General features: G+C 66.4%; 24 protein-coding genes and 1 pseudogene. 8 read left to right on the top strand and 17 right to left on the bottom strand.

The window, feature by feature from the left end; genetic code table 11:
- Nucleotides 1–30 precede the first annotated feature (30 nt).
- The 9 genes from AC0MAZ_RS13290 to AC0MAZ_RS13250 form a co-directional block, all read right to left on the bottom strand.
- Nucleotides 31–585 (bottom strand): EndoU domain-containing protein, encoded by a 555-nt coding sequence (locus tag AC0MAZ_RS13290; RefSeq protein WP_203647312.1) that lies wholly within the window; start codon nucleotides 583–585, stop codon nucleotides 31–33.
- Between the two features lie 79 nt (nucleotides 586–664).
- Nucleotides 665–1,447 carry a glycoside hydrolase family 19 protein gene (locus tag AC0MAZ_RS13285; RefSeq protein ID WP_475861372.1) on the bottom strand — a complete coding sequence of 261 codons (783 nt, stop codon included), beginning with the start codon at nucleotides 1,445–1,447 and terminating at the stop codon, nucleotides 665–667.
- A 96-nt stretch (nucleotides 1,448–1,543) separates the two neighbouring features.
- Complete coding sequence (locus AC0MAZ_RS13280) at nucleotides 1,544–1,930, bottom strand: hypothetical protein (protein ID WP_186732609.1); 387 nt, start codon at nucleotides 1,928–1,930, stop codon at nucleotides 1,544–1,546.
- A 31-nt stretch (nucleotides 1,931–1,961) separates the two neighbouring features.
- Nucleotides 1,962–2,135 (bottom strand): hypothetical protein, encoded by a 174-nt coding sequence (locus tag AC0MAZ_RS13275; protein ID WP_225933215.1) that lies wholly within the window; start codon nucleotides 2,133–2,135, stop codon nucleotides 1,962–1,964.
- A gap of 43 nt (nucleotides 2,136–2,178) precedes the next feature.
- Nucleotides 2,179–2,484, bottom strand: a complete 306-nt coding sequence (locus AC0MAZ_RS13270; protein WP_232856924.1) for a hypothetical protein — start codon at nucleotides 2,482–2,484, stop codon at nucleotides 2,179–2,181.
- Nucleotides 2,484–2,756, bottom strand: a complete 273-nt coding sequence (locus tag AC0MAZ_RS13265) for a hypothetical protein (RefSeq protein ID WP_050706449.1) — start codon at nucleotides 2,754–2,756, stop codon at nucleotides 2,484–2,486. The genes AC0MAZ_RS13270 and AC0MAZ_RS13265 overlap by 1 nt, the downstream gene beginning before the upstream one ends.
- Nucleotides 2,757–2,843: 87 nt before the next feature.
- On the bottom strand, nucleotides 2,844–3,452 hold the full coding sequence (locus tag AC0MAZ_RS13260) for a DUF2589 domain-containing protein (protein ID WP_050706450.1): 609 nt from the start codon (nucleotides 3,450–3,452) through the stop codon (nucleotides 2,844–2,846).
- Nucleotides 3,453–3,463: 11 nt separating this feature from the next.
- Nucleotides 3,464–3,952 carry a DUF2589 domain-containing protein gene (locus AC0MAZ_RS13255; protein ID WP_050706451.1) on the bottom strand — a complete coding sequence of 163 codons (489 nt, stop codon included), beginning with the start codon at nucleotides 3,950–3,952 and terminating at the stop codon, nucleotides 3,464–3,466.
- Between the two features lie 196 nt (nucleotides 3,953–4,148).
- The gene (locus AC0MAZ_RS13250) at nucleotides 4,149–5,189 is read right to left on the bottom strand and encodes a helix-turn-helix domain-containing protein (protein ID WP_475861371.1); all 1,041 of its coding nucleotides are present in this window, start codon (nucleotides 5,187–5,189) and stop codon (nucleotides 4,149–4,151) included.
- 224 nt (nucleotides 5,190–5,413) lie between these two features.
- On the opposite strand from AC0MAZ_RS13250, the gene glpT reads away from it, so the two are divergent.
- Nucleotides 5,414–6,766 (top strand): glycerol-3-phosphate transporter, encoded by a 1,353-nt coding sequence (glpT, locus tag AC0MAZ_RS13245; RefSeq protein ID WP_203647318.1) that lies wholly within the window; start codon nucleotides 5,414–5,416, stop codon nucleotides 6,764–6,766.
- A 178-nt stretch (nucleotides 6,767–6,944) separates the two neighbouring features.
- Here the strand turns inward: glpT and AC0MAZ_RS13240 are convergent, their stop codons facing one another.
- The 6 genes and pseudogenes from AC0MAZ_RS13240 to AC0MAZ_RS13215 all read right to left on the bottom strand — a co-directional run bounded on the left by AC0MAZ_RS13240 (nucleotide 6,945) and on the right by AC0MAZ_RS13215 (nucleotide 12,922).
- Nucleotides 6,945–7,673: a DUF1353 domain-containing protein gene (locus AC0MAZ_RS13240; RefSeq protein WP_475861369.1), complete on the bottom strand. Its 729-nt coding sequence runs from the start codon at nucleotides 7,671–7,673 to the stop codon at nucleotides 6,945–6,947.
- 112 nt (nucleotides 7,674–7,785) lie between these two features.
- Entirely contained in the window at nucleotides 7,786–9,402 is a 1,617-nt protein-coding gene (locus AC0MAZ_RS13235; RefSeq protein ID WP_442800030.1) for a mechanosensitive ion channel family protein, read from the bottom strand.
- 448 nt (nucleotides 9,403–9,850) lie between these two features.
- Nucleotides 9,851–9,961, bottom strand: a pseudogene (locus AC0MAZ_RS13230) (GNAT family N-acetyltransferase); the annotation flags it as partial.
- A gap of 34 nt (nucleotides 9,962–9,995) precedes the next feature.
- Nucleotides 9,996–10,193, bottom strand: coding sequence for a DUF1737 domain-containing protein (locus AC0MAZ_RS13225; RefSeq protein ID WP_475861367.1), 198 nt, complete (start codon nucleotides 10,191–10,193; stop codon nucleotides 9,996–9,998).
- A gap of 321 nt (nucleotides 10,194–10,514) precedes the next feature.
- The gene (locus tag AC0MAZ_RS13220; RefSeq protein WP_475861365.1) at nucleotides 10,515–10,763 is read right to left on the bottom strand and encodes a hypothetical protein; all 249 of its coding nucleotides are present in this window, start codon (nucleotides 10,761–10,763) and stop codon (nucleotides 10,515–10,517) included.
- A 359-nt stretch (nucleotides 10,764–11,122) separates the two neighbouring features.
- Entirely contained in the window at nucleotides 11,123–12,922 is a 1,800-nt protein-coding gene (locus AC0MAZ_RS13215) for a glycoside hydrolase family 15 protein (RefSeq protein ID WP_475861363.1), read from the bottom strand.
- 736 nt (nucleotides 12,923–13,658) lie between these two features.
- On the opposite strand from AC0MAZ_RS13215, the gene AC0MAZ_RS13210 reads away from it, so the two are divergent.
- Nucleotides 13,659–14,708 (top strand): 3-oxoacyl-[acyl-carrier-protein] synthase III C-terminal domain-containing protein, encoded by a 1,050-nt coding sequence (locus tag AC0MAZ_RS13210; RefSeq protein ID WP_475861361.1) that lies wholly within the window; start codon nucleotides 13,659–13,661, stop codon nucleotides 14,706–14,708.
- A gap of 60 nt (nucleotides 14,709–14,768) precedes the next feature.
- Here AC0MAZ_RS13210 and zwf read toward each other — a convergent pair whose 3' ends face one another.
- Nucleotides 14,769–16,262: a glucose-6-phosphate dehydrogenase gene (zwf, locus tag AC0MAZ_RS13205; RefSeq protein WP_475861360.1), complete on the bottom strand. Its 1,494-nt coding sequence runs from the start codon at nucleotides 16,260–16,262 to the stop codon at nucleotides 14,769–14,771.
- Nucleotides 16,263–17,246: a phosphogluconate dehydrogenase (NAD(+)-dependent, decarboxylating) gene (gene gnd / locus AC0MAZ_RS13200; protein ID WP_475861358.1), complete on the bottom strand. Its 984-nt coding sequence runs from the start codon at nucleotides 17,244–17,246 to the stop codon at nucleotides 16,263–16,265. It abuts the gene before it with no gap.
- A 196-nt stretch (nucleotides 17,247–17,442) separates the two neighbouring features.
- On the opposite strand from gnd, the gene AC0MAZ_RS13195 reads away from it, so the two are divergent.
- From AC0MAZ_RS13195 to AC0MAZ_RS13170, 6 genes are all read left to right on the top strand, one after another.
- Complete coding sequence (locus AC0MAZ_RS13195) at nucleotides 17,443–17,610, top strand: DUF6026 family protein (protein ID WP_220037411.1); 168 nt, start codon at nucleotides 17,443–17,445, stop codon at nucleotides 17,608–17,610.
- A 492-nt stretch (nucleotides 17,611–18,102) separates the two neighbouring features.
- A complete protein-coding gene (gene glgA / locus AC0MAZ_RS13190) occupies nucleotides 18,103–19,662 on the top strand; it encodes a glycogen synthase GlgA (protein WP_232855912.1) in 1,560 nt (519 codons plus the stop codon).
- A gap of 14 nt (nucleotides 19,663–19,676) precedes the next feature.
- Nucleotides 19,677–21,419, top strand: a complete 1,743-nt coding sequence (gene treZ, locus AC0MAZ_RS13185; protein WP_475861355.1) for a malto-oligosyltrehalose trehalohydrolase — start codon at nucleotides 19,677–19,679, stop codon at nucleotides 21,417–21,419.
- Nucleotides 21,416–23,485, top strand: coding sequence for a 4-alpha-glucanotransferase (gene malQ, locus AC0MAZ_RS13180; RefSeq protein ID WP_475861354.1), 2,070 nt, complete (start codon nucleotides 21,416–21,418; stop codon nucleotides 23,483–23,485). Before treZ ends, malQ begins: the two co-directional genes overlap by 4 nt.
- Nucleotides 23,482–26,256 carry a malto-oligosyltrehalose synthase gene (locus AC0MAZ_RS13175; RefSeq protein WP_475861352.1) on the top strand — a complete coding sequence of 925 codons (2,775 nt, stop codon included), beginning with the start codon at nucleotides 23,482–23,484 and terminating at the stop codon, nucleotides 26,254–26,256. Before malQ ends, AC0MAZ_RS13175 begins: the two co-directional genes overlap by 4 nt.
- A 20-nt stretch (nucleotides 26,257–26,276) precedes the next feature.
- Nucleotides 26,277–26,519 carry a DUF2934 domain-containing protein gene (locus AC0MAZ_RS13170; RefSeq protein WP_203647330.1) on the top strand — a complete coding sequence of 81 codons (243 nt, stop codon included), beginning with the start codon at nucleotides 26,277–26,279 and terminating at the stop codon, nucleotides 26,517–26,519.
- The last annotated feature ends 46 nt before the right edge of the window (nucleotides 26,520–26,565 follow it).

Raw genomic sequence — 26,565 nt, 5'->3', positions numbered from 1 at the left:
ATGCCCGGCCCTGGTGAGGGTGACGCAGGATCAGTAGTCAGGATAGGCGGTGGTCACCACCGTGCCAGCCCCATTCAGATATCCGACGATGTTGAACGATGCGCCAGGGTTGCCCGCCACGCAATGCGCCCCCGACGGCCCGCGGAACTCGTTGCCGTTCAGCGAGGTGCGGTTGTTGTAGGCATTCTGGATGGCCGCCACCACATTGGCTTGCGAGCAGCTGTCCGGGAACATGGTGGAGATGGACTTGCTCGCGGTCACGCCGTTCTGGGTGATGTTGAAGCTGCGCAGGACATAGATCCCGGCCGGCCCGACCGGCGTATTGGTGGTCGCCGCGGTGAAGGCCACGGTGGCGGGCAACTGTCCGCCAGGCCTGCTGTGGAAGCCCTTGGCCCGGTTGTTGGCCACCTCGCCGCAGAACACATGCTGTTGATTGACCGCCGGCACGCCGCCCGAATTGGGCTGTGGGCATGCCACGGCGGCCTGGGCGGACGCCACCGGCACCAGGCTGAACGCCAGGCTGCCGATGACCGCCAGCCCAGCCAGCGCGACGCGTGCATGTGGGAACACGAAAGTCTTTTTCATCATGAAGCTCCTTTTTTACGGTGACAGGACGTTGTTGTCCTCGGGTTCCGCCGCTGCCGGCGAAAAGGGGGAATGGGGTTCAGCCGACCAGCAGCCACCTGGCCCGGGCGAGGTACGCGGCGCGGTCGTCCAGGCCGTTGAAACCGCCATTGACCCGGCGGGTAACCTCACGCAGGTCATCCTTGTCGGCCCAGTCGTTGAGCTTGCGGTTGGCCCAGAACCAGCCGGCGACGTCCACCGCCAGGGCCGGGTCGCTGCTGACCAGGGAGGGGTCGTCCTTGTTCTCGAAATCGCGCTTGCAGTACTGGCCGTACTGGCGGTAGTTGGCGCGACCGGTCAGCTGGATCAGCCCGCGCCCCTTGAAGCGCGGCCCGTCGCCCGGTTGCAGGTTGCCCAGGTCCTTGCGGCCCTCGTAGGCACTCCCGCTGGCCAGCTCCTCGGTGTAACGCAGGCAGCCGCTCTCATGGGCGATCTGGGCAAGGAAGTGGGCGATGCGCAGCGGCGTGTCTATGCGGTAGCGGGTCAGCACGTCGAGCACCGGCTGGTGGAAGGCATCGATACGTGCGCCGCTGGCATTGATCAGCGCCAGCCACAATTTGGGCGCGACCAGCCCACCGGGCAGGCCCACGCGCAAGGCGGCCAGGGTCGCATCGCCCGGCGCCACCGGCTTGCCCTGCGGGCTGCCGATAAGCTGCTGGAAGTTGTCCAGCGCACTGCGCGTGCCGCCCCCCCACAGGCCATCGATGCCAAGCGCGCAGCTGAAGCCGCGTTGACCGCTGTTGAGGTTGAGCAGCAGCTGCAGGCTGCGCACATCGGCGGTGGCGTTGTTGCCGCCCGTCCCTACGGTGTTGGTGATGCACATGGTCAGCTCCTTTTTTCGGGCAAGCCGCTCCCCGTGGGGCAGCGGCCAGGCCGTGCCTTGATGGCGAAGCGAATGGATGTCGGTTGCTTGTGGCGGCTACCTGGCGGGCGGCACCAGGGTGGCGCTGTAGGCGAGCTTGTTGGCCTGGGTGAACAACTGGATCTGCAGGCCGTCACTGCCCTGGCGACTCTGCAGGTAGCCCAGGGTCAGCGGCCCGCAGCGGCCCGCCCCACCGCCTTTGAGGCTGTAGCTGCGCTCCGGCCCGTCTGCGCCGTTGAACTCCAGGGCGAAATCGCACGCCCATCCCGCGCCGAAGCGCACCTTGCCGGCGTTCTTGCCCAAGCCCGCGCCAGGATCGATGTTCAGCAGCACCGGCACGTTGGTGCCGTTGTCCTTGAATGTGCCCTGGTACTCGTCGGCCCACGCCGATCCCAGGCCGGCCAGTGCAAGGGCACCGGCCAGTGCGGTTGCCAGATGTCTCATGGTGACTCTCCTTGTTGGGTGATTCATGGGTTCAGAACGCCAGCACCAGCCCCGCCCACTTGGCGATGGCCAGGGCCAGGTCGGGCTGGATCGCCCCCAACGCCACCAGCGCCGACAATGCGGCCGCGCCGATGGCGCACAGCACGCGTTTGCCGGTGGACATCCGAGCCGGTTGGCCTGGTTTGTTCTTGAGAATCGTGCGCATGGTTCGGGTCTCCTGGGTTGAAAGCAGCAAACGCATCGAGCGCTCAGTCGGCCTGGCCATCACCGGGCCTCCCGTAGTGGCCGAACAGTTCGCCATCGAGGCAAACGACAATCGCCTCACCGGCATCGCCGGGCACGTTGATACTCAGCTCATGCAAGGTTTCATTGCGCCGTGGCGCGCGACCGACACGCAGCGCCAGACTCCCCGGCGCATCGCCGGGCTCGAGGGTGGCGGCCAGCACCACCTGCATCTCTGCGATCCGGATCCCCGGCCAGCGTTGCCCGGTGGCGTGCCGCGCGCACTGCACGGCGCCGCCCAGCGCGTGGACGAACTCTGCGAAGTGGTTCATCACGAGGCCTCCTGTTCGTCGGCCAGCCAGAACGGCCGACGGGCGAAGCCCACGTGGTAGATGAGTGACTGCAGCACCACCTGGTGCTCGCCGATGTTGAGCAGGTTGAAGGTTTTCTCGATGCCGACGATGCGCCCCTTGGGCGGTTCGCTGAGGCAGCGGTTGAGCAGCGCGGTCTGCGCCTGGATCAGCTCGTGCGACGTCAGCTTCTCCGGATCGGTGCTGCCGACGACGATGCGTTTCACATATCCCACGTCCGTTAGATCGAACATCACGGAACTCCTTTCCGGAAAAGTCTGACGGCCAACCCCTGGCTAGCGCTCACACGAGCACAGGGCTGGCATTGGGCCGATCACCGCTTACTGCTGGGTGATGGCTTTGGGCGCGACCGACTGCGAGATCATGTCCAGCACCCGGGCCAGTCCTTCCGGCATACCGTCGTCGGCCGCGTGGACCTCGACGTGATACTTGGCCGACTGGTCGGTCGAACGGGTGTTCTCCTTGTGCGAAGACACCGAGCCGGAGATGTTGACCTTGGCGCTGAACGGCCCCCAGCCCACGCTGGCCTCGGCCGACATCGCCGCCTGGGCGTCGGTGGCTTCGCGCGATTGCTCGGAGTTCTTCACCTCCATGTCGAAGGTGATGTCGACCTTGTTGATCGACAGGTTCGGCACCTTGACCACCGCCAGCAGCGGGACTTCGAGCTCCACCCGTTCCATCGGGATGGTGCCGTCGTCGGGCTTGCTGGTGGACGGACGGTCGAAGCGGAAGCTGACCGTGCGTACATCGCCCACCGCGTTGGGGTCGGTCGGGTTGTTGGGGTCAGGCAGGAAGCCGATCACCTTGATGAAGTCGGCGGTGGCATTGGCCAGGCGGACCTGGGCGTCGCAAGCGGCTGTGAGAGGACCGCCGATCAGGTCGCCCATAGGCAGGCCGCGGAACTGGTCACCCATCGAGAAGTTAGCCATTTGTGTTTCTCCTAGATCAATTTATCGAGGTTTTGCAGCAGCCGAGCCATCCCCTCCGAAGGGGGCTGGGTTTCGACTTTGAGGGTGACGCGCGCCAGCGGCCCGCCTTCACCATTGCGGCGAACGCCCAGGTCGACGTTCAGAGCCTTGTGGGTCTCGCTCGGCCAGCCCGAGTCGTCATCACCGGCAGTCGCCGGGCCGACGTTCGCAGCCGAACCGTCATCGGCGTTCAGCCCTACCTCGAACGAGATTTCCATGTCCTTCACGGCCATCAGCCGCGCCCCCACCAGCGACAGCAGCGGGACCCGTACCACGCGCTCCTCGCCGTCCCTCGCCTCGGGCGAATGGGACGGCAGGCGCACATCGATGCTGACCGGCCGGTTGTCCTCGTCGAAGTACTGGCGCACGGTCGACACCTGGAAGCGCTGGATCTTGTCCTGCGCCTCGGCGACCGCGCCGGCGATGCTCTGGATGAGGTGATGGAGGGATTGATTCGCCACGACCGACGCTCCTTGTCTCATGCGGTGCCGATGCCGTCCGGGTGGCTTCGGTATGCCCCACGCGTTGCAGGGTTCAGGCCCTGACGACGGCACCGGGTTGGATGGATGGTTGGGTTACCAGGTGAGCCCAGATTACGGATGGGCCTGGGGCGTGTCCGGGGGCGTGCGTCCTGGAAATCGGGTCAGCCGTCCCGAATCAATGACTGGCCAACTCGCGCAGCCAGCGCGCCATCGAGGGCGGCTCGCCGACCCACGCATCCGGGCAGGCCAGCTCGCCTCGCTGCAAGGCGGTACGCGCCGCGCGTGGAGACAGGCCGAAGGCCTTGCGGAACACCTTGCGCAAGTGCGCCTCATCGGTAAAACCATGGTCGTAGGCCAGGTCGCCGATGCGCCGCCCGGCATTGCCGGGCTCGCCCAACGCTTGCAGGTAGCGGCGCAGGCGCCGTTGCAGCAGGTAGTGGCGCACCCCGCCGAATCGCTCGAATGCCCGATACAACTGACTGCGCGAGGTACCCATGGCCTTGGCCAGCACCGTCGGGGTAAGGTCGTTGCGTTGCAGGTTGCGCTCGATGTAGCTGCGCGCCCGTCGGCCGAGGTCGCCCTGTGTGGGCATGGCCTTGACCTGGCGGCCAGCTGCCGCGCTGATCAGGCAGGCACCGATCACTCCCACCAGCGGCTGGCCCAGGTGTAGCAATTGGTCCTGGGTCAGTTGCGGCGCGGCCGTGGCGAGCGACGACAGCAGGCTGGCGAGCAGGCGCCCCATCGGGCTCTCCCGTCCCAGGCGCAGGCCATGCAACTGCCATGTGGGGTGCGCCAGCGCGGTACGGGGTATCACCAGGCTCAGGCCTTCGCCGCCGGCCATGGCAAAAGCCGCCGGCTGTGTCAGGTCCAGCACCACCACATCCCGCGCCCGCACGCGCATGCCATTGCCAGCGGCCAGGCCACGTTGCAGCGGCAGGTACAGCACATAGTGATCGAGGTCGCACCCGTCCAGACGGTGCGCGTCACGGCCATAGCGGGCGCCCTCCAGGTAACCACGGCACAACAAAAATCGCTGGCAATGAAAGACCTCGAGCGAGGCACTGAATGCATCGCCTGCCCTGGTCGCCGTGCTGAAGAGCACGTCGACCGCCAGGCGCCAGGCACGCAAGTGCTCCGTTGTGATGTGCAGGAGGGGCAGTTGCGTGTCGCGGGGGGCGGTGCTGGTGCGCTCGGCTTGCGTTACGTGAATATCCATGTGTTTCGGCTCTTCTATCCATAGTCGAGCCGGAAAAGTGGTTCACTTCCGATTAGCCTGTAGCCTTTTGCCATTATTCGTGTCAGGTATCTGCCATCAACCTGTCGTCGAGAAACACGGCAATTTTCACAAAACAACACCTGCTCCCCGCGAAACAGATATTTTTTCTGTAACGAAAATGTAAAATTCGTTTTCGCATACCTATAACAAGTTGGGAGCTTCACATGTTTGCCTTCTTCCGCCCTGCCGCGCACCAGGCGCCGCTGCCCGACGAGCGCGTCGACAGCACCTATCGTCGCCTGCGCTGGCAAATCTTCGCCGGGATCTTTTTCGGCTATGCCGGCTACTACCTGCTGCGCAAGAACTTCTCCCTGGCCATGCCCTACCTGATCGAGGAAGAGGGCTACACCCGTGGCCAGCTGGGCGTGGCGATTTCCGCCATCGCCATCGCCTACGGCCTGTCCAAGTTCCTCATGGGCCTGGTCTCGGACCGCTCCAACCCGCGCTACTTCCTGCCCTTCGGCCTGCTGATCTCGGCCGGGGTGATGTTCATTTTCGGTTTCGCGCATTGGGCCACGTCCAGCGTGACGATCATGTTCGTGCTGCTGTTCATCAACGGCTGGGCCCAGGGCATGGGCTGGCCGCCGAGCGGGCGGACCATGGTGCACTGGTGGTCGCAGAAGGAGCGCGGTGGCGTGGTCTCGGTGTGGAACGTCGCCCACAACGTCGGCGGCGGCCTGATCGGCCCGCTGTTCCTGCTGGGCCTGGGCTGGACCAACGACTGGCACGCCGCCTTCTACGTGCCCGCCGCCGTGGCGGTGCTGGTGGCCGTGTTCGCCTTCGCCACCATGCGTGACACCCCGCAGTCGGTCGGCCTGCCGCCGGTCGAGCAGTACAAGAACGACTACCCGGAAGGCTACGACGAAAGCCACGAGCAGGAGTTCAGCGCCAAGCAGATCTTCGTCGAGTACGTGCTGCGCAACAAACTGCTGTGGTACATCGCCCTGGCCAACGTGTTCGTCTACCTGCTGCGCTACGGCGTGCTCGACTGGGCGCCGACCTACCTGAAGGAAGCCAAGCACTTCAGCGTCGACACCACCTCGTGGGCGTACTTCTTCTACGAGTGGGCCGGCATCCCCGGCACCCTGCTGTGCGGCTGGATGTCCGACAAGATCTTCCGCGGCAACCGCGGCCTGACCGGCATCGTGTTCATGGCCCTGGTGACCGTCGCCACCCTGGTGTACTGGCTCAACCCGCCGGGCAACCCGACCGTCGACATGATCGCGCTGTTCTCCATCGGCTTCCTGATCTACGGACCGGTGATGCTGATCGGCCTGCAGGCGCTGGAGCTGGCGCCGAAGAAAGCCGCCGGCACCGCGGCCGGCTTCACCGGCCTGTTCGGCTACCTGGGCGGCTCGGTCGCGGCCAGCGCGGCGATGGGCTACACCGTCGACCACTTCGGCTGGGACGGCGGCTTCGTGCTGCTGGTGAGCGCGTGCGTGCTGGCGATCGCGTTCATGGTGCCGACCCTTTGGCACACCAAGGCGGCAAGTGCCAGTCGTGAGGCGGTGGCCTGATCACTGTGGGGCGCGCCTTTGAATTGGCCCGGATGAGCGGCCTTGCGCGCTTCACTTGAGAAAGGTTTGTCGTTTATCGGGGCCGCTTTGCAGCCCTTCGCGGGCAAGCCCGCTGCCACAGCGGTTCGCGCAATACCTGTGGCAGTGGGCTTGCCCGCGAAAATGATGTTTGACCGCGCTACAGGTTCGAGACGGGTAGCTTCTCGATCTCATCCAGGCTGGGGTTGCTCCGCTCGATTTCACTGCGCATCTTGTCGAAGGCCGCCTGCGTGGCTGGCGGTTGCACCTCGCGCACTTCGACCACTGCGCCCACGACCTCGTCTATCGACTCACTTGTGAACAATCCATCCGATACGGTTCTGGATATCACTCGACCGTCGCTTATCAATTCAGCCTCCTTGCCAGGCGGCAGCGCCGCTTTGAATTGCGCAAACTCAGTGTCAAAGGTTGTCGTCCGTGTTCTGGGGATCTTGACGAACTCCGGCTCCGCCCAGCGCGGTCCGAAGTGATACACCGCGCCATACATGACCTTGGCTTGAGTCTCTCCGATTCCAGCAGCTCTCATGCCTGTATAAAAAGCCCTATGGGTATCTTGCCAGCTCCTTGTTCGCTTCACGCACGCCACATCATGGATGATGGCCGCCTGCCGATACTGGCCATCTAACGGCCCCCCAACCACGCCCCAGGCTACTTTCGGTATCGAGGCGCCATCGGATATCGTATCTTTGGGCGCCAGCCAGAACAGTTTCCCCGGCCTGGGCCCGGTATAGGTGAAGTCCTGAAGCAAGCGAATATCTCGATTGGTCTTCATTAACTCGACATTGAGGGGGCTGGAAAACTTGCCCCAATCCTGGGCGATAGCACCTGAGCTGAGCACGAGCATCACAGCCAGTAGATCCACTCTCATCTTGACACCTCCCTGTTCATGCGGACTGACAGACTCTTCCAAGCATAGAATCAAAAAGCCACTAACCACTCTGCGCCGACAGGCAGCTCATGCGCACGCCCGGTCTCTGGGATCAACCAGGCATATCGGACTTCGTGACATCCGGCGCCTGCGCTGGCGCGCTGTACCAGCGCTCGGGCGGCACCCGTTTCTCCTGTGCCGGGTCGCCCAGGTAATGCGGCGACATGATCTGCACGCCGTATTCGTTGAATACATCCTGGATATTGGCGTGCAACAGGCTCAGCAGCTCTGCCCGCGGCCTGGGCTCGCTCGGCACCGCCTGGGCGACCAGGCGGTATTCCGGATAGAAGTCCGACAGCCCGGTCTGGAACACCTGCGGCCTGGGGCTGGCGAGGATGCCGTCGGTGCGCCGCGCCGCCTCGGTCAGCATCGCCTCCACCTGGCGCCAGGGCGTGTCGTAGCCAATGGTGACCACGGTATCGACGATATAGCCCGCCCCCTGTACCGCCCTTGAATAGTTGCGGGTCACGGAACCTGTGATCATCGAGTTGGGCAAGGTCAGCACTTCGCCCAGCCCGGTGCGGATGGTGGTGTTGAACATCCCCACCTCGGTCACCGTCCCCTCGTGCTCGCCGACCCGCACGTACTCACCGGCCTTGAGCGTGCGCGAATAGGTGAGGATCAGCCCCGCCGCCGCTTGGCCGACCACGCTGGAGGCGCCCAGGGAAATCATCAGGCCCAGCAGCACCGACAAGCCCTTGAACGCATCAGTGCCCGAGCCCGGCAGGTACGGGTAGGCCATCACCAGGGCGAACAGCCAGATGGCCAGGGAGGTCAGGCGCGTGGTCGGTTGCAGGGTCTCGCCGGTCAGCCAGGGCACGCTGCCGGGGCGCGCCAGGCGCTCCAGCAGGCGGCGACTGAAGCTGCTGATGCCACGGGCGATGAAGAAGATGGTGATCGCCACGGCGATGCCCGGGATGGCATGGACGATCCCGTCGAGCAGGTAGCGCAGCAGGTCGAGCAGGTGCAGGTTGAGGCTCTCGCCCCAGGGGCGGGTGTAGGGGAAGCGCGACAGCACGAAGCTCAGCCACTGGTAGCTGAACAGCGCCACCAGCAGCCAGTAGAACAGGCGCAGCAAGCGGTCGACCAAGGCATAGACGTACTGCATGTCGAACAACGGCAGTTGCCCCACCTTGAGCTGGTAGGCCCGGTTGCGCATCAGCCTGGGCAAGAGGCCAGTGAGCTTGCGCCGGGCAACATGAGTGGCCTTGAGCAGCGCGAGGTAGATCAGCGTGGCCAGCAGCGAGTAGCCCAGGGCCACGAACAGGAAATGCAGGCTGCGCGCCTCGCCGGTTTCGTCCACCACCTGGCGCAACACCATGGCGGCCTGCTCGGCGGCCGCCCGGGTATCGCCCGAGCCGCCCGGCAAGTCCTGCGGGGCGACGATGAAGGCGCGCCGGTCACCGATCAGGACCAGTTGGCTGTCCATCATCGGATCGACCCGCACCTGCAGCCCCTCGGCACCGCGCAGGGCCTCGTCGACCACCGCCCGGGCGCGCTGCGCACGCACTGTCGGGGGTTCGCCGAGCACACTAGCGTGGAAGGTGAAGACCGTGCGGTTGGCCACCGTCAACTGCGCCGCGACAGGTGCTGTGCCATCGGCGTCGTCGGCCATGGCGGCGGGGATCAGCGACAACAGCGACAACAGCAGGTAGTACAGGCATTTCATCAGGCAGCTCCCTGGCCTTGCGTTACCTATAGCACGCAAGCGTAGCTGCTCGTTGCGGGGGCTTCAGGCTGTCTGGTGCCTGCCGCAAGCCTTGCAACGCCTATCAGATCGAGCGCCGCCCGCGCGGCGCATCGCGACGCAAGGCCGCTCCCACATCTGTTTCGGGCCAGTCAATCCTGTGCCATCACCTGGTCCGCCTTGTTGGCCCGACGCAGTTTCAGCATGAGCGCCACTGCCGCCCCACCGGTCTCAAGACATTCACCAAGGCCGGCAACCATGGCCTGACAGGTTCGGCACGTTGCAACAAATGTAGGAGCGGGCTTGTCCCGCGATGCGCCGCGCGGGCGGCGCTCGATCTCATAGGCGCTGCAAGGCTTGCGGCGGACACCTGGCGGCCCTCACTCGGTCGATAGCCATCGCGCCCAAAGACCTTAAAGGGCCTGCCCCTCACTTGCCGATAGTCATCAAGCATCGGCGCAGGTGCCCGACCGATCCTCGCGATGTAGGGGCTGTAGGCTTCTGCGACCAGGACGGCACCTTCATCGGCGTCGTCGAGCATGGCCCGGCGCAGGCGGATGCGGCATCTATCCGTCTCAGTCCCTGGCTACCGGCCACAATACCGCCTGTGCAGCCACTACATATCCCTTGCTGCTATCGAAGGTCACGCTGGGCGAACCATAAAGCTGATAACCCAACGCCAGGCTCTCGGAAATGCGCTGGCAGAAACTGGCGTCGTCCTTGCCGGTGATCAGGCGATAGACCGGCAGGCCGTTGGGTGGGGTCGAGGGCATCCGAGTATTCCTTTCATGGCAGGCGTCTATCGCGTGCGGGGCCGGGCATCATGCCATAGCTGCCGCGTCGATTCGCCTCGGTGGGGCCTGACCTGAGCGGGCATGCTCCATACGGATGGCACCGGCTGCGCCGGTATCGCGGGACAAGCCCGCTCCTACAGGGTCTATGCTTGGCTGGAAATCCTGTCTCAGACACTGCACAGCACCTGTAGGAGCGGGCTTGCCCCGCGATAGCGCCAGCGCGGCCACCCACGCAGCCAACGTCAATCATCGCCAGACATGCCCACTTCAACCACTGCATCCCACGCAGAATGCGCAAACTCAATGGCGTGTCTGCACCTGTGCTGGCACCTGCGCCAACGTGCAGTCCAGCAGCGCGCGTACCGTTTCCATCTCGTGCACCGCCGTCAGCGCCAGCGTTGCACCGAGCGAATGCGGATGTGAGGCCAGCACCGACTGATGGGCCACGATCAGGGCGCAGCGCACGTATTCCGCTGCCTGGATCAGGGTGTCTTCAAGGTGATGAGGGGAAGGATTGGATGGCGGTGGATCGGGGACGATCTTCAACATTTCGACTTCTGCTGCGGTAAGGATACGCCGCCATCCTTCCTTTGCAGTGGAGGGGTGGCGGCTACGTACAGGCTGCAAAAACCGGGGCAGAAGAAGGTAACCCGGCAGGTCCGAAGACCTCCCGCACGCAGCCACCATGAAACAAGCCTCCAGGTGCCTTGATGCACCTGGGGCCTGGCAACGGCGTCCTTCTTCTTTGGCTCGGGTTTGCAGACCCGGTCGCTGAATTGGCAGCGACCGGGGGAGCCTAGGTTGCAGGGAGAGCCGTAGCAATGGCTGAAAGGCGGCAAAAGGATGATTCGGAAATGGACTACAAGCAATGAGGAAAAACTGATTGTCCAGCGTCAGAAGTCGCAGGTTCAGTCACCGCCCTTCGCCCGATCCCGCACCGGACACTGCGCCCGGTGCAGGTTCAACGCCGTATTGATGATCCCGATATGGCTGAACGCCTGCGGGAAATTCCCCAGCATGCGCTTCCCCGCCGGGTCGTACTGTTCCGCCAACAGCCCCACGTCATTGCACAAGCCCGTCAATCGTTCATACAGCACCTGCGCCTCGTCCCGCCGCCCCAGCAGCACATACACATCCGCCAGCCAGAACGAACACACCAGGAACGTCCCCTCCCCCGGCGTCAGACCGTCGCTGCAATTGTCGCTGTCGTAGCGCAGCAGCAGGCCGTTGCGCAGCAGGCGCCTTTCGATCTGTTCCAGGGTGCGCAGAAAGCGTGGATCGTCGGCCGGCAGAAAGCCGGTCAGGGCGATCTGCAGCAGGCTGGCGTCCAGCTCCGCCGAGCCGTAGGCCTGGACGAAGTGCCGACCGCCGGCGTCCAGCCCGCGCCGGCAGACCTCGTCACGGATCTCGTCCGCCACCTGGCGGTAATGCCGGCTGCGCTCACGCCCCTCCTCGGTGGTGTCGGCCAGGCCCGCCGCCCGGTCGAAGGCGACCCAGGCCATGACCTTGGAGTGCACGAAGTGCTGGCGACCGCCCCGCACCTCCCACAGGCCCTCGTCCGGCTCGCGCCAGATGCCTTCCAGGTACGGCAGGATCGCACGGGCGATGGCCGCGCCGCGCGGGTGGCGCGGCAGGCCGCCCTTGATCGCCTGGGTCATGGCGTCGGCCAGTTCGCCGTAGATGTCCAGCTGCAACTGGCCGGCGGCGGCATTGCCGACCCGCACCGGCTGCGAGCCCTCGTAACCCGGTAGCCAGGGCAAGGTGAACTCGGGCAGGTCACGCTCCCCCGCCAGGCCGTACATGATCTGCATCTGCTCGGGATTGCCGGCCACCGAGCGCAGCAGCCATTCACGCCAGGCCTGGGCCTCTTCGAAATAGCCCAGGTTCATCAGCGCCAGCAGGGTCATGGTGGCGTCGCGCAGCCAGCAGTAACGGTAGTCCCAGTTGCGCTCGCCGCCGACGCGCTCGGGCAGCGAGGTGGTGACGGCGGCGACCATGCCGCCGGTGGGCGCGTAGGTCATGGCCTTGAGGGTCAGCAGCGAACGACGAACCCGGTCGGTGTAGGGCCCGACATCAGGGCAGCGGGCGGCGAAGGCCCGCCACTGCTCGAGGGTCTGTTCGAAGTCATGGTCGATGTCGCAATCGGGCTGCACGGGCAGGTGCGAAGCCTGGTGGCAGAGGCTGAACACCTGGCGCTGCCCCGCGCACACGCGAAAACGGGCGACGCTGTGGTGGTCGCGGCCATGGGTTTCGGTGCTGCTGCGCAGGATCAGCCGATCGGGGCCGGCGACGGCGCTCAGGGTCAGCGGGTCGATCTTTTCCACCCAGGGCACGCTGCGGCCGTAGTCGAAGCGCAGCACCAGGTCCATCTCGAAGGCCGTCTCGCCGGCCAGGCCCTCGACGATGCGCAGCACGGCGTTGCGCTCGCCCAAGGGCATGCAGTCGAGCACCCGGGCGCGGCCACTGGCGGTGGTCCAGGTGGTTTCCAGTACCAGGGTGTCGTCGAGGTAGCGGCGAGTGCTGTGCTCGACGGGGTCGCTGGGGGCGATGCGCCAGCGGCCGTTTTCCTCGTTGCCCAGCAAGGCGGCGAACACCGCGGGGGCGTCGAAGCGCGGCAGGCACAGCCAGTCGAGGGCGCCATCGCGGTTGACCAGGGCGGCGCTGCGGCAGTTACCGATGAGGGCGTAGTCTTCGATCGGGGCGGGCATCGGGGATCCTCTGGCGGGTGGGCTTGAAGTTGGATGCTTCGCTACGGCTGGTCGTTCCACTGAGCATTGGTTTAAGCCCTGCGCTGCGAAAAATCCTACATGAAATCAAGACCGTTCCTGTTGGGAGGTCTCCGCCCGCTTCGCCCTAGAGTAAGAACGCCGACGCCTAATGCCAGTCAGTTAGCGCTTCATCGCACTTGTTGGGGCTGCTTTGCAGCCCTTCGCGGGTAAACCCGCTCCCACAGGATCGCGCAAACGCTGAATCGAGCGCTGTACCTGTGGGAGCGGCTTTAGCCGCGAACACCGGCATAGCCGGTGCCAGGCACCGCAGCGCCTGCTTCGCGGGCAAGCCCGCTCCCACAGAGATAACAGTTCCCTACGCGATCTCCTATGGAACAACACGTAACTCAGCACTTGTGTTGTGCCGCTGGCGACACGCAAGAACATTGATCCACGGCATTGGTTCGCAAATACCCTGTGCTAGAAATATGCCAGTCAGTAGGCGTCACCGGGGCTGCTACGCAGCCCATCGCCGGCAAGCCGGCTCCCACGGATACAGCGCAGGCTCAGGGAATGCACGCGCCCTGTGGGAGCCGGCTTGCCGGCGAAAGGTCGCAGAGCAGCCCCCTTTCGCTTGACTGGCAAGCATCAGGCCATTGGCTGCTTACAAGGATGAGCACGCCTCCACTCATGCGCACATACCGCGCAGGATCAACCCCCTCAACAAGGACGTTATATGAAGATCGTCGGGCTTTCCGCAATACTGCCGTCACGCCAAGTCACCAACCAGGACGTCATCAACCTGGTCGAACAACACTCCAGGGACACCTTCCAGGAGGACTTGCCGAAAACCTTGAAGACCATCGGCAAGTTGCTGGAAAAAAGCGGCAGCGACACCCGCCATTGGCTGGCGGCTGACGAGACGCCGATGGCCCTGATGGAAGCGGCGTTCGACGCGGCGCTGGCCCAGGCCAATATCAGCAAGGCCGACCTGGACCTGTTGATCTATCCCAACGTCACCCGCGGCTTCATCGAGCCGGCCAACAGTACCTTCATCGCCAAGGCCCTGGGCCTGAACTGCCGCAACTTCGACGTGGTCGATGCCTGCAACGGCTGGGTGACGGCCATGGACGTCATCAACAGCAAGATGCAAGCCGGTGAAATCCGCTACGCCGCCATCGTCAACATGGAGTTCGGCATGTCGGAAGGCGGGCCGGTGATGCCCAAGAACTTCTCGTTGCAGTCACCGGCCGAACTGGCCTACAAGTTCCCGAGTTTTACCATTGGCGAGGCCGCCGTCGTCACCATCCTGAGTAACGAGGCACCGGGGAACTTCAAGTTCTCGTACATCAACCGACCTGACCTGAGTGACTTGTCGACGATCTCCTTGCCGGACTGGAAGCTGTTCTGCAACGAAGAAGATATCGCCAAGATCGAACCGACCGGTGGCCAGTACCAGTTCAACTCCTATGCCGCCGCTCTGCACGAAGACGGGCGCAACGAAGCGATCAAAGTCTTCAACCTGCGGAAACTCACCGCGGACGACGTGCACAAGGTGTTCATCCATACCGGCTCGCCAAAGATGTGGGAACACATTGGCCAGATGATCGGCGTCGATCACAAGTTGCATCACGTCGGGCACAAGACCGGCAACATCATTACCGCGTCGATCCCCTTCGGCATCTTTGATGCCATGAGCCGCGGCGAAGCCGAGCCAGGCCAGTTCTGCATGGGCTGGGCGGGCAGTGGCGGGATGGTGTTCTCGGCGCTGTCGTTTACCTTGTAGGGCTGCTCTGAAGACCTGCCGCCGTGCTGCAACGGCGGCAGGTCGCTATCCCCGCTGGCGTCACCCCAGCGTGTGCCACTCGCGCTTGTCCCGCGCCAGCAGCTCGTCGCCGGCCTCGGGGCCATCCTCCCCCGCCGCATACCCGTGCACCTCGCCGCCCTCGGTCGCCCAGGCATCGAGGAAAGGTTGCACCGCGCGCCAGCCGTTCTCGATGTTGTCGGCACGCTGGAACAGGGTCTGGTCACCGGTGAGGCAGTCGTAGATCAGCGTCTCGTAACCGGTCGCCGGGGTCATCTTGAAGAAGTCCTTGTAGGCGAAGCCCATCTCGACATTCTCCATCACCAGCTCCGGCCCCGGGCGCTTGGCCTGCAGGTCGAACCACATGCCCTCGTTGGGCTGGATCTGGATCTTCAGGTAGTTGGGCTTGGGCCGCTCCAGCTCGCTTTCGCGGAACTGCGCGTAGGGCGCCGGCTTGAAGCAGATGGCGATCTCGGTGTCGCGCACGCTCATGCGCTTGCCGGTGCGCAGGTAGAACGGCACCCCGGCCCAGCGCCAGTTGTCGATCATCACCTTGAGGGCGACGTAGGTCTCGGTCTGGCTGTGCGCGGCGACGTTGGCCTCCTCGCGGTAGCCGGGCAGCTGCTTGCGGCCCTGCTTGCCGGCGCTGTACTGGCCACGCACGGAATTGCGCAGGGCCATCTTCTGCGACCAGGGGCGGATGGCGCCGATCACCTTGGCCTTTTCACCGCGCACGGCGTCGGCGCCGAAGGCCGCCGGCGGCTCCATGGCGACCATGGCCAGCAGCTGGAACAGGTGGTTGGGCACCATGTCGCGCAGGGCGCCGGTGTTGTCGTAGAACGCCCCGCGCGTCTCGACGCCGACGGTTTCGGCGGCGGTGATCTGCACGTGGTCGATGTAATGATTGTTCCAGAACGATTCGAACAGGCCGTTGGAGAAACGGCTGACCAGGATGTTCTGGACGGTCTCCTTGCCCAGGTAATGGTCGATGCGGTAGATCTGCCGCTCGTTCATCACCTTGAGCAGGCGGGCGTTGAGCGCCTCGGCGCTGGCCAGGTCAGTGCCGAAGGGCTTTTCCACCACCACCCGGCGAAAGCCCCCGCCCGACTCGTCGAGCAGGCCGGCATCGCCCAGGCGCTGGGCCACCTCGGGGAAGAAGCGTGGCGAGGTGGCCAGGTAGAAGATGGCGTTGCCGTGGCGCGTCTTGTCGATGCGCCGGGCCAGGGCCTGGTAAGTCTGCGGATCGAGGAAATCGCCGGTCTGGTAGTCCAGGCGCTTGGCCAGGCGTGCCCAGAGCTTCTCGTCCAGGCACTTGCCGGCGTCGCGCTCGGCCATGAAGGCATGCAGGCGCTCGGCGAACGCCTCGGCCGTGGCGGCGTTGTGGTCGACCCCGACGATGCGCATGTTGCGATCGAGCAGGCCGTCACGGCTGAGGTTGTACAGCGCCGGCATCAGCAGGCGCTTGACCAGGTCGCCGCTGGCGCCGAACAGGAACAGGGTGCAGGGCGGCGCAGCGGGGATGGTCGATTTGCTCATTCAGTCCTTCTTCTTCTCGACGTGGCCGCCAAAGCCCAGGCGCATGGCGGAGAGGATCTTGTCACCGTAGGTGCCCTGCTGTTGACGCGAGCGGAAGCGGGCGAACAGCGCGCTGGACAGCACCGGCACCGGCACCGCCTGCTCGACGGCGGCGTCGATGGTCCAGCGGCCTTCGCCACTGTCGGACACCGAACCGCTGAATTCGGTCAGCTGCGGGTCGGCGACCAGCGCGTCGGCGGTCAGGTCCAGCAGCCAGGAGGTGACCACGCTGCCACGGCGCCACACTTCGGCGATCTCGGCGACGTTGAGGTCGAAGCGCTGGTCTTCCGGCAATTCCGGGCCGCCCTTGCTGCGCAGCAGGTCGAAGCCTTCGGCGTAGGCCTGCATCAGGCCGTACTCGATGCCGTTGTGCACCATCTTCACGTAGTGGCCGGCACCGGGCGGGCCGGCGTGGATGTAGCCGTGCTCGGCGCGCTCGTGCTCGCCGCTGCGGCCCTGGGTGCGCGGAATGTCGCCGACGCCCGGGGCGAGGGCCTTGAACAGCGGTTCCAGGCGCTCGAACACCGCCTTCTCGCCGCCGATCATCATGCAGTAGCCACGGTCCAGGCCCCACACGCCGCCGGAGGTGCCGACGTCGAGGTAGTGCAGGCCACGCTTGCCCAGCTCGGCGGCGCGGCGCACATCGTCCTTGTAGAAGGTGTTGCCGCCATCGATGATGGCGTCGCCCGGCTCGAGCAGGTCGGCCAGCTGGGCGATGGTCTGCTCGGTGATTTCGCCCGCCGGCAGCATGACCCACACCGCCCGTGGCGCCTCGAGCTTATCCACTAGTTCTTTCAGGGTATCGGCGCCCACCGCACCTTCGCCTTCCAGGGTGGTGATGGCTTCGCGGTTGCGATCGTGGACCACAGTGCTGTGACCTGCGCGCATCAGGCGCCTTGCGATATTGCCGCCCATGCGGCCAAGCCCGATGATTCCCAGTTGCATGTGACGACGCTCCCGTTGGTTTTGCTTTACAACAATTGACGATTTCAGATTAGTCCAGCGTTCTGGCGTAGGGTTCACCGACGAACGGGGCGACAACGATAAACAAAAAAGTTCCCAAGGGCCTGCGAAGAATTCAGAATGCGCGCCGCGCGAAGCGACTACGCTTCAAATTGTCACCAGCCATGCGAGGTGTGCCATGGGTACCCTGATGCCAGCCACTCCCACCCAGACCCTCTACGTCACCGTGCGCCGCGACGAGCTGCGCCAGTTGAAAGACGAACGTGACCAGCTGCGCCAGCAGGTCGCCCAGCTGAACCTGCTGCTGGAGCAGGCCCGCGTGCAAGGCAAGGCCGCCGGTCTCTGATTCACCCATCCCGTGTGGGAGCGCCCTGGCTCCCACCCTCTCGCTGACGCCCTTTCCTGTTGCCGTATCGCGCCCGTCGCGGGTCGAACCCGTTGCGTTGCGCTGCGACCCTCATATTTTGCAACAACTCGCCAACGTTTGCGCGGACAAACGCCCTCGAGAAAAATGACCAACGGGTCACTTTTCTCGCATTTCGTCTCCTACACTCCAGTTTCGGCCCGCGTTTTGCTCATAAAAAAGTGACGTAAAAAAGTCGAACTTTGCAGAACACGGGCAGGTCAGGACTTAAGTGGGCCGACGCAAAAGGACTTCCTCACGTCAAGCCCGCCCACCCCAACCAGTTCATACGTCTTTCGGCCGGAATGCCGAACGTGCCGTGCCTGCGCGCACGTATCTGGGGCAAGGACCGCACTACGAAGATGCAACAACGATCAGAGAGCACACCCACGAGCCAACGTTAAGCACACACCAGAACAAGGGACGGAGAGAAGTATGATCAGTGCCGCTGTCGAACCTCACGTAGAGTCATTCAACCCGGATAGCCGCGAGCCGCTGCCATCGGCGCTCGCCCCGACAGTCAAGGCACCCGGCGCCCAGCGCCAGCACAATCCGAACAAGCGCAAGATCCTGTTCGTCACCTCGGAGATCGCCGACCTGGTCAAGACCGGCGGCCTGGGCGACGTCTCCTCCGCCCTGCCCCGCGCCCTGGCGCACCTGCACGACGTGCGGGTGCTGATCCCCGGTTACCGCCAGGTGATGGAAAGCGACAACCCCATCCATATCGTCGGCGAACTGGGCGGCCATGCGGCCCTGCCACCGTGCAAGATCGGGCGCATGGACCTGGCCGACGGCCTGGTGATCTACGTGCTGATCTGCCCCGAGCTGTACCAGCGCGACGGCACGCCCTACGGCGCCAACAACGGCCGCGACTGGCCCGACAACCATATTCGCTTCGCCCGCCTGGGCCTGGCGGCGGCGGAAATCGCCGCCGGCGAAGGCATGGCCCACTGGCGCCCCGACCTGGTGCACGCCCACGACTGGCCGGCCGGGCTGGCCCCGGCCTACATGCACTGGCGCGGCCTGAGCACGCCGACCCTGTTCACCATCCACAACCTGGCCTACCAGGGCGTGTACAGCCGCGGCTGCAGCCCGGAGCTGGCGATCCCCGACCACGCCATGCAGCAGGAAGGCATGGAGTTCTACGGCAAGCTGTCGTTCCTCAAGGCCGGGCTGGCCTACTCCAGCCACATCACCACGGTCAGCGCCACCTACGCCCGTGAGATCACCACCCCCGAGTTCGGCTGCGGCCTGGACGGTTTCCTTGCCAGCAAGGCCCAACAAGGGCTGCTCGGCGGCATCCCCAACGGCATCGACGAAAGCTGGGACGCGGCCACCGACCAGCACCTGCACCACAACTTCAGCCTCAACGACTGGGCCGGCAAGGCGCGCAACGCCCAGCAGGTGCGTGAGCTGTTCGAACTGGAGCCGTCGGACGGGCCGCTGTTCGCCGTAGTGTCGCGGCTGGTCTACCAGAAAGGCCTGGACCTGACCCTGGGAGTGGCCGACTACATCGTCCAACAGGGCGGTCAGATCGCCATCATCGGCCGCGGCGAACCCGAGGAGGAACAGGCCATGCGCGAGCTGGCCCTGCGTCATCCTGGGCGTATCGGCGTGCGCATCGGCTTCAACGAGACCGACGCCCGGCGCATGTTCGCAGGCAGCGATTTCCTGCTGATGCCATCGCGCTACGAGCCCTGCGGCCTGAGCCAGATGTACGCCCAGCGCTACGGCTCGCTGCCGGTGGCGCGCAACACCGGCGGGCTGGCCGACACCATCGACAACGGTGTAACAGGCTTCCTGTTCGACGACTCGACCGTCGACAGCTACCGCGAGGCCCTGGCCCGCGCCTTCTATGTGTACGGCAAGAAGAACCTGCTGAACGCCATGCGCTGCCTGTCGATGACCCAGCCGTTCAACTGGTGCCAGGCGGTGGAGCCCTACGCCCGGCTGTACGAAGACCTGGTCAGGCAGGCGCAGCACGCCCACTACTGAGCGGAGAGCCGGCGATGCACAAGCATGGCGCACAGTTGATGGACGCCACGTCGGCGCGCTTCGCCCTCTGGGCGCCGGATGCGCGCAGCGTGAGCGTGGCGATCGGGCAGCGGCCGCCCCTGGCGCTGCGGCCCGACGGCGATGGCTGGTACACCGGTGTCGGCCCCTGCCAGGCGGGCGAGCACTACCACTATTGCATCGACGATGAGCTGCAGGTGCCCGACCCGGCGTCGCGCTATCAGCCCGAAGGTGTGCACGGCCCCAGCGCGCTGGTGGATGTCGACGCTTATCCGTGGCGGCACCCGTGGCAGGGCCGACCCTGGCACGAGGCGGTGATCCAGGAGCTGCACGTGGGCCTGCTCGGCGGCTACGACGGCGTGGCCAAGGTGCTGCCGCGCCTGGCCGAGCTGGGCATCAGCGCCATCGAGCTGATGCCCCTGGGGCAGTTCCCCGGCGCGCGCAACTGGGGCTACGACGGCGTGCTGCCGTTCGCCCCGCAGCACAGCTACGGCACGCCGCAGGCGCTGTGCGGCCTGGTCGACCAGGCCCACGGCCACGGCCTGATGGTGCTGGTGGACGTGGTCTACAACCACTTCGGCCCCGACGGCAATTACCTGCACCGCTACGCCAGCCCGTTTTTCCGCGAGGACCGGCAGACGCCCTGGGGCGCGGCCATCGATTTTCGCCGCGCCGAGGTGCGCGAGTATTTCATCCAGAACGCGCTGATGTGGCTGTGCGACTACCGCTGTGACGGCCTGCGCCTGGACGCGGTGCACGCCATCGACCAACCGGACTTTCTCGTTGAGCTGGCGCAGCGGGTGCGCGCCGCCGTCGAGCCCGGGCGGCAGGTGTGGCTGGTGCTGGAAAACGAGCACAACCAGGCCGCGCTGCTGCAACAGGGCTTCGACGCGCAATGGAACGACGACGGCCACAACGCCCTGCATGTGCTGCTGACCGGCGAGACCGAAGGCTACTACGCCGACTACAAGGACCGACCGATCGACCAGCTGGCCCGCTGCCTGGCCGAAGGCTTCGTGTTCCAGGGCCAGCCCGACCGCCACGGTACGCCACGGGGCGAACCCAGCGGCCACCTGCCACCGAGCGCCTTCGTGCTGTTTTTGCAGAACCACGACCAAGTCGGCAACCGCGCCCTGGGCGAACGCCTTACCCGCCTCTGCCCGCCGCCGGCCCTGCGCGCTGCCACCTCGCTGTTGCTGCTGGCGCCGATGATCCCGCTGCTGTTCATGGGCGACGAGGACGGCAGCCGCGAGCCGTTCCTGTTCTTCACCGATTTTCACGATGAGCTGGCCGACGCGGTGCGTGAGGGACGGCGCGGCGAGTTCGCCCATTTCGACGCTTTCGCAGACCCGCAAAAACGCGAGCAGATCCCCGACCCGAATGCCGAGGCGACCTTCGCCTCGTCCCGGCCCCGGCACCAGGACGTGCTGGCCGGCTGGCACGGCCTGTACCAGCAACTGCTCGACCTGCGCCGGCGCCATGTCATCGCGCACCTGCCCGGCACCCGCGCCCTCGGCGCCGAGGTGCTCGGCGAGCAGGCGCTGACCGCCCGCTGGCGCCTGGGCAACGGCTGCGAGCTGCGCATCGACCTCAACCTCGCCGCCCAGCCCCAGCCGGTCGCGCTGCCCGCCCTGCAACGGCGCCTGTACGACAGCAGCGACAACGCCCACCCCGACTCGACCCTTGCCGCGCACAGCTGCGTGGTCAGCCTGCTGCCCCCCGACCAGGAGACGCCATGAGCGAACAGCCCCTCCATCGCCTGGCCGCGCGGGTCGGCCTGGCCCGCGACTGGATCGACGCCAACAACCGCCCGCAGCAGGTCAGCGACGAGGTATTGCGCCGGGTGCTCGCAGGCCTCGGCCACCCGGCCGACGATGCCGCCGCCATCGCCGCCAGCCTGCGCGCCGTCGAGCAGGCCGAGGACAGCGAACACCTGCCGCCGCTGCTGACCGTCGATGTCGGCCAGCCCCTGGACCTGCAACGCTATTTCAGCGCCGACCGCCAGGCGCACTGCACCCTGGAGGACGGCAGCCAGCGCAACCTGGCCCTGGACGCCCAGGCGCGCCTGCCGGGCGAGCTGCCGCTGGGCTACCACCGCGTGGACATCGATGGGCGCAGCTTCAGCGTGGCCGTGGCACCGCCGCGCTGCCATGCCCTGGAGGACCGCGTCGAGCAGCAACCGCCGCGCTGCTGGGGCATCGCGGCGCAGCTGTACAGCCTGCGCCGCCCAGGCGATGGCGGCTACGGCGACTGCCTGGCCCTGGAGCAACTGGCGCGCAACGCCGCCGAGCGCGGCGCCGATGCCCTGGCGATCAGCCCGATCCACACCCTGTCGGCATTCGACCAGCGCCACTTCAGCCCCTACTCGCCCTCCAGCCGGCTGCTGCGCAACGTGCTCTACGCCAGCCCCGGTGTCGTCTTTGGCGAGCGCGAGGTGCGCATGGCCATCGAGGCCTGCGACCTGCAGGCGACACTCGACACGCTGGAACAACAGGCCCTGGTGGACTGGCCACGGGCCGCCGACGCCCGCCTGCGCCTGCTCGAGACGCTCTACCGGCAGTTCAGCCAGGGCGAGCATCCGCTTCGCCAGGATTTCGACAGTTTCCGCGCCAGCGCCGGCGAGCAACTGGAGCACCATTGCCGCTTCGAAGTGCTGCAGGCCGAGGCGGTCAGTACCGGCCTGGGCGCCGACTGGCGCCGCTGGCCCAAGGCCTGGCACGATCCCTACCACCCCGAGGTCGAGGCCTTCGCCAACGCCTACCCGGCGCGGGTCGAGTTCCATGCCTTCTGCCAGTGGCTGACCGAGCGCAGCCTGCAACGGGCCCAGGACGCGGCGCGCGGCAACGGCATGGCGGTGGGCCTGATCGCCGACCTGGCGGTGGGGGCCGACGGCGCCGGCAGCCAGGCCTGGAGCCGCCAGGACGAACTGCTGGCCGAGCTCAAGGTCGGCGCACCGCCGGACATCCTCAACCGCTCCGGCCAGGACTGGGGCATCTGCGCCTTCTCCCCCGAGGGCCTCAAGCGCAACGGCTACCGCGCCTTCATCGAGATGCTGCGGGCCAACCTGGCCCATGCCGGCGGCCTGCGCATCGACCATGTGATGGGCCTGCGCCGGCTGTGGCTGATCCCCCGTGGAGCCACACCCAGCGAAGGCGCCTACCTGGACTATCCGCTGGACGACCTGCTGCGCCTGCTGGCGCTGGAATCGGCGCGGCACCAGGCGATCATCCTCGGCGAGGACCTGGGCACCGTGCCCGAGGGCCTGCGCGAACGCCTGGCCGACAAGGCCGTGCTGGGCATGCGCGTGCTGCCGTTCGAGCAGGCCGCGCCCGGGCAGTTCAAGCCGATCCTCGACTGGCCGGACAACGCCCTGGCCACCACCGGCACCCATGATCTGGCGCCCCTGGCCGGCTGGCTGGTGGGTCGCGACATCGACTGGAACCATCGCCTGCAACTGATCGACGCCGCCACCGAACTGCACTGGCGCCACACCCGGGCCCTGGAGCGCGACGGCCTGCGCCGCACCCTGGAGCAGAACTACGGACCACTGCGCGGCGACGACGCGCTGATCGACGCGGCGATCCGCTACGTTGGCCACACCCGCGCGCCGCTGGTACTGGTGCCGCTGGAAGACCTGCTGGGCAGCGACGAGCAACCCAACCTACCCGGCACCACCGAAGGCCACCCCAACTGGCGCCGGCGCTTCCAGGCGCCGGTACGCGACCTGCTCGACGACGAGGACGCCGCCCGCCGCCTGGAGCTGCTGGCCCAGGCCCGCGAACAGGCCTGGGAGCGTGATCGATGAAACCGTTGACCGCTACCCTGCGCCTGCAGCTGCACAGCGACTTCACCCTGGATGACGCGGTGCCGCTGGTGCCCTACTTCGCCCGGCTAGGCGTCAGCCATCTGTACGCTTCGCCGATCCTCACCGCCCGCGCCGGCTCCCGGCATGGCTACGACGTGGTCGACCCGACCCGGGTCAACCCCGAGCTTGGCGGCGAGGCGGCGCTCGAACGCCTGGTGGCCGCCCTGCGCCAGCACGGCATGGGGCTGATCCTCGACACCGTGTCCAACCACATGGCCGTGGGCGGCGCCGACAATCCCTGGTGGCAGAGCCTGCTGGCCTGGGGCCGGCGCAGCCCCTATGCGGAATTCTTCGATATCCAGTGGCATTCCAGCGACCCCTTGCTGGCCGGGCAATTACTGCTGCCGTTCCTCGGCAGCGACTACGGCGTGGCCCTGCAGAACGGCGAGATCCCGCTGACCTTCGACACGCAGCACGGCCGTTTCGAGGTCGCCCACCACGAACATCGCTTCCCGATCTGCCCCCTGGACTACGGGCGCATCCTCGGTCAGGCCGAGGATCCGCGACTGCAGGCACTGGCCGCGCACTTCAGCGCCCTCGGGGAAGCCGGCGACCCGCTGGCCGCGGCCCTGCCCCTGCACCACGAACTGGCGCGCCTGGCCACCGCCGGCGCGAACCTGCAATCGTCCCTCGATGCCTTCGACAGCCGCACCGAGGCCAGCTTCAAGCGCCTGCACCTGCTGCTGGAGCGCCAGACCTACCGCCTGGCCAGCTGGCGCACCGCCGCCGACGACATCAACTGGCGACGCTTCTTCGACATCAACGAACTCGGCGGCCTGCGCGTGGAGCGCGCCGTGGTGTTCGAGGCCACCCACGCCAAGCTGTTCGAGCTGATCGAGCGCGGCCTGGTGGACGGCCTGCGCATCGACCATATCGACGGCCTGGCCGAGCCACGGCGCTACTGCCGCAACCTGCGCCGCCGGGTCGACCGCTTGCTGGCGCGACGGCCACTGGATGCCGCGCTGGCACACTTCCCGATCTATGTGGAGAAGATCCTCGGCACCGACGAACACCTGCACCGTGACTGGCTCACCGACGGCACCACCGGCTACGAGTTCATGAACCAGGTGTCGCTGCTGCAGCACGATCCCGCTGGCGAGGGGCCGCTGGGCGAGCTGTGGAGCGCCGTCAGCGAGCGCCCTGAATTCACCGAGGAGGTGCGCAGCGCCCGCCACCTGGTGCTCAACGCCAGCCTGGCCGGCGACTGCGAGTCGGTGGCCCAGGCCCTGCTGCAGGTGGCCCGCGACGACCTGATGAACCGCGACCTCACCCTCGGCGCCATTCGCCGGGCGCTGCAGGCCCTGGTCGAGCACTACCCGGTGTATCGCACCTACATCAACGCCTGTGGCCGACCCGCCGAGGACGAGGCGTTCTTCCAGCAGGCGCTGGCCGGGGCGCGCCAGTCGCTGGGCGAAGCCGACTGGCCGCTGCTCGAGCAGCTCGAGCGCTGGCTCGGTGGTCAACCGTGGCGCCGCCTGCCGCCGGGCCGACCGCGCAAGCACCTGCGCCATGCCTGCGTGCGCTTCCAGCAACTGACCGCGCCCAGCGCCGCCAAGGCCGTCGAGGACACCGCGTTCTATCGCTCGGCCCGCCTGCTGTCGCGCAACGACGTGGGCTTCGACGCCGAGCGTTTCAGCGCCGCGCCGACCTGGTTCCACAACGAAGCCCAGCGCCGCCTGCGCGATTTTCCCGACAACCTGCTGGCCACCGCCACCCACGATCACAAGCGCGGCGAGGACTGCCGGGCGCGCCTGGCCGTGCTCAGCGAACACGGCCCCTGGCTGGCCAGCCGTGTCGAGCACTGGCGCGAACTGGCCGCGCCGCTGCGCGAGGCACTGGACGATGGCGAGGCCCCCAGCCCCAGCGACGAACTGCTGCTGTTGCAGACCCTGCTCGGCAGCTGGCCGCTGACCCTCGACCTGCAGGATCCGGCGGCCCTGCGCGCCTATGCCGAACGCATCCGCCAATGGCAGCGCAAGGCCCTGCGCGAAGCCAAGCTGCGCAGCAGCTGGGCCGCGCCGAACGAACGCTACGAGCAGGCCTGCGCAGCCTATGTCGACGGCCTGCTGCTGGACGACGAGAACCAGCAACTGCGCCAGTCCCTGCACGAAGCGGCGCGCCGCCTGGCCTGCCCCGGCGCCCTGAACGGCCTGGCGCAATGCCTGCTGCGCATGACCACGCCCGGCGTGCCGGACCTGTACCAGGGCAACGAGTACTGGGACCTGTCGCTGGTCGACCCGGACAACCGCCGCCCGGTGGACTACCCTGCAAGACGCGCCAGCCTGGACGATGCCACGCCCCTGGCCGAGCTGCTCGCCCACTGGCGCGACGGCCGCCTCAAGCAAGCCCTGGTGGCCCGGGTGCTGGACGCCCGCCAGGCCCACCCCGAACTGTTCCAGCGTGGCGCCTACCTGCCGCTTGCCGTGCGCGGGCGCCATGCCGACAAGGTGCTGGCCTTCGCCCGCCTGGGCGAGGACGCCCGCGCCATCATCGTCGTACCGCGGCTGGCCAGCACCCTGCTGGGCCCGGCCGCCACCCCGTTGATCCCGGCACAGAACTGGGACGATACCCGGCTTGTCCTGCCGTTTGCCTTGTCGCCTGCCAACTGCTCGGGACTTTTCGGCGGCGGTGCTGTCACCCCTTCAAGGGAGCTGATGTTGAGCGCCGTGCTGATGGAGTTTCCGGTCAACCTGTTGATTGAACATGCCTAACTGCATTCAGGAGCGTCGTGATGAGTGTCGAAGAAAAGCGTATTCGCGAGTTTGCGTATCAGATCTGGGAGTCGGAGGGTAAGCCGGCGGGCCAGGAGGACCGTCATTGGCAGATGGCGCGCAAGCTGGCCGAGGCCGAGGCATTGGCGCCCAAGGCTGCGCCGCGCAAGAAGGCGGCGGCCAAGCCGAAGGTAGCGGCGCCGGTGGAAAAACCGGTGGCAGCCAAGAAACCGCGGGCGGTGAAAAAGCCCGCTGCCGGCTGATTACTCCACTGGCCTCTTCGCGGGTAAACCCGCTCCCACAGGGGAG

This window comes from Pseudomonas sp. A (assembly GCF_056270345.1).
This window is presented reverse-complemented; position numbering and strand designations above follow the sequence as displayed.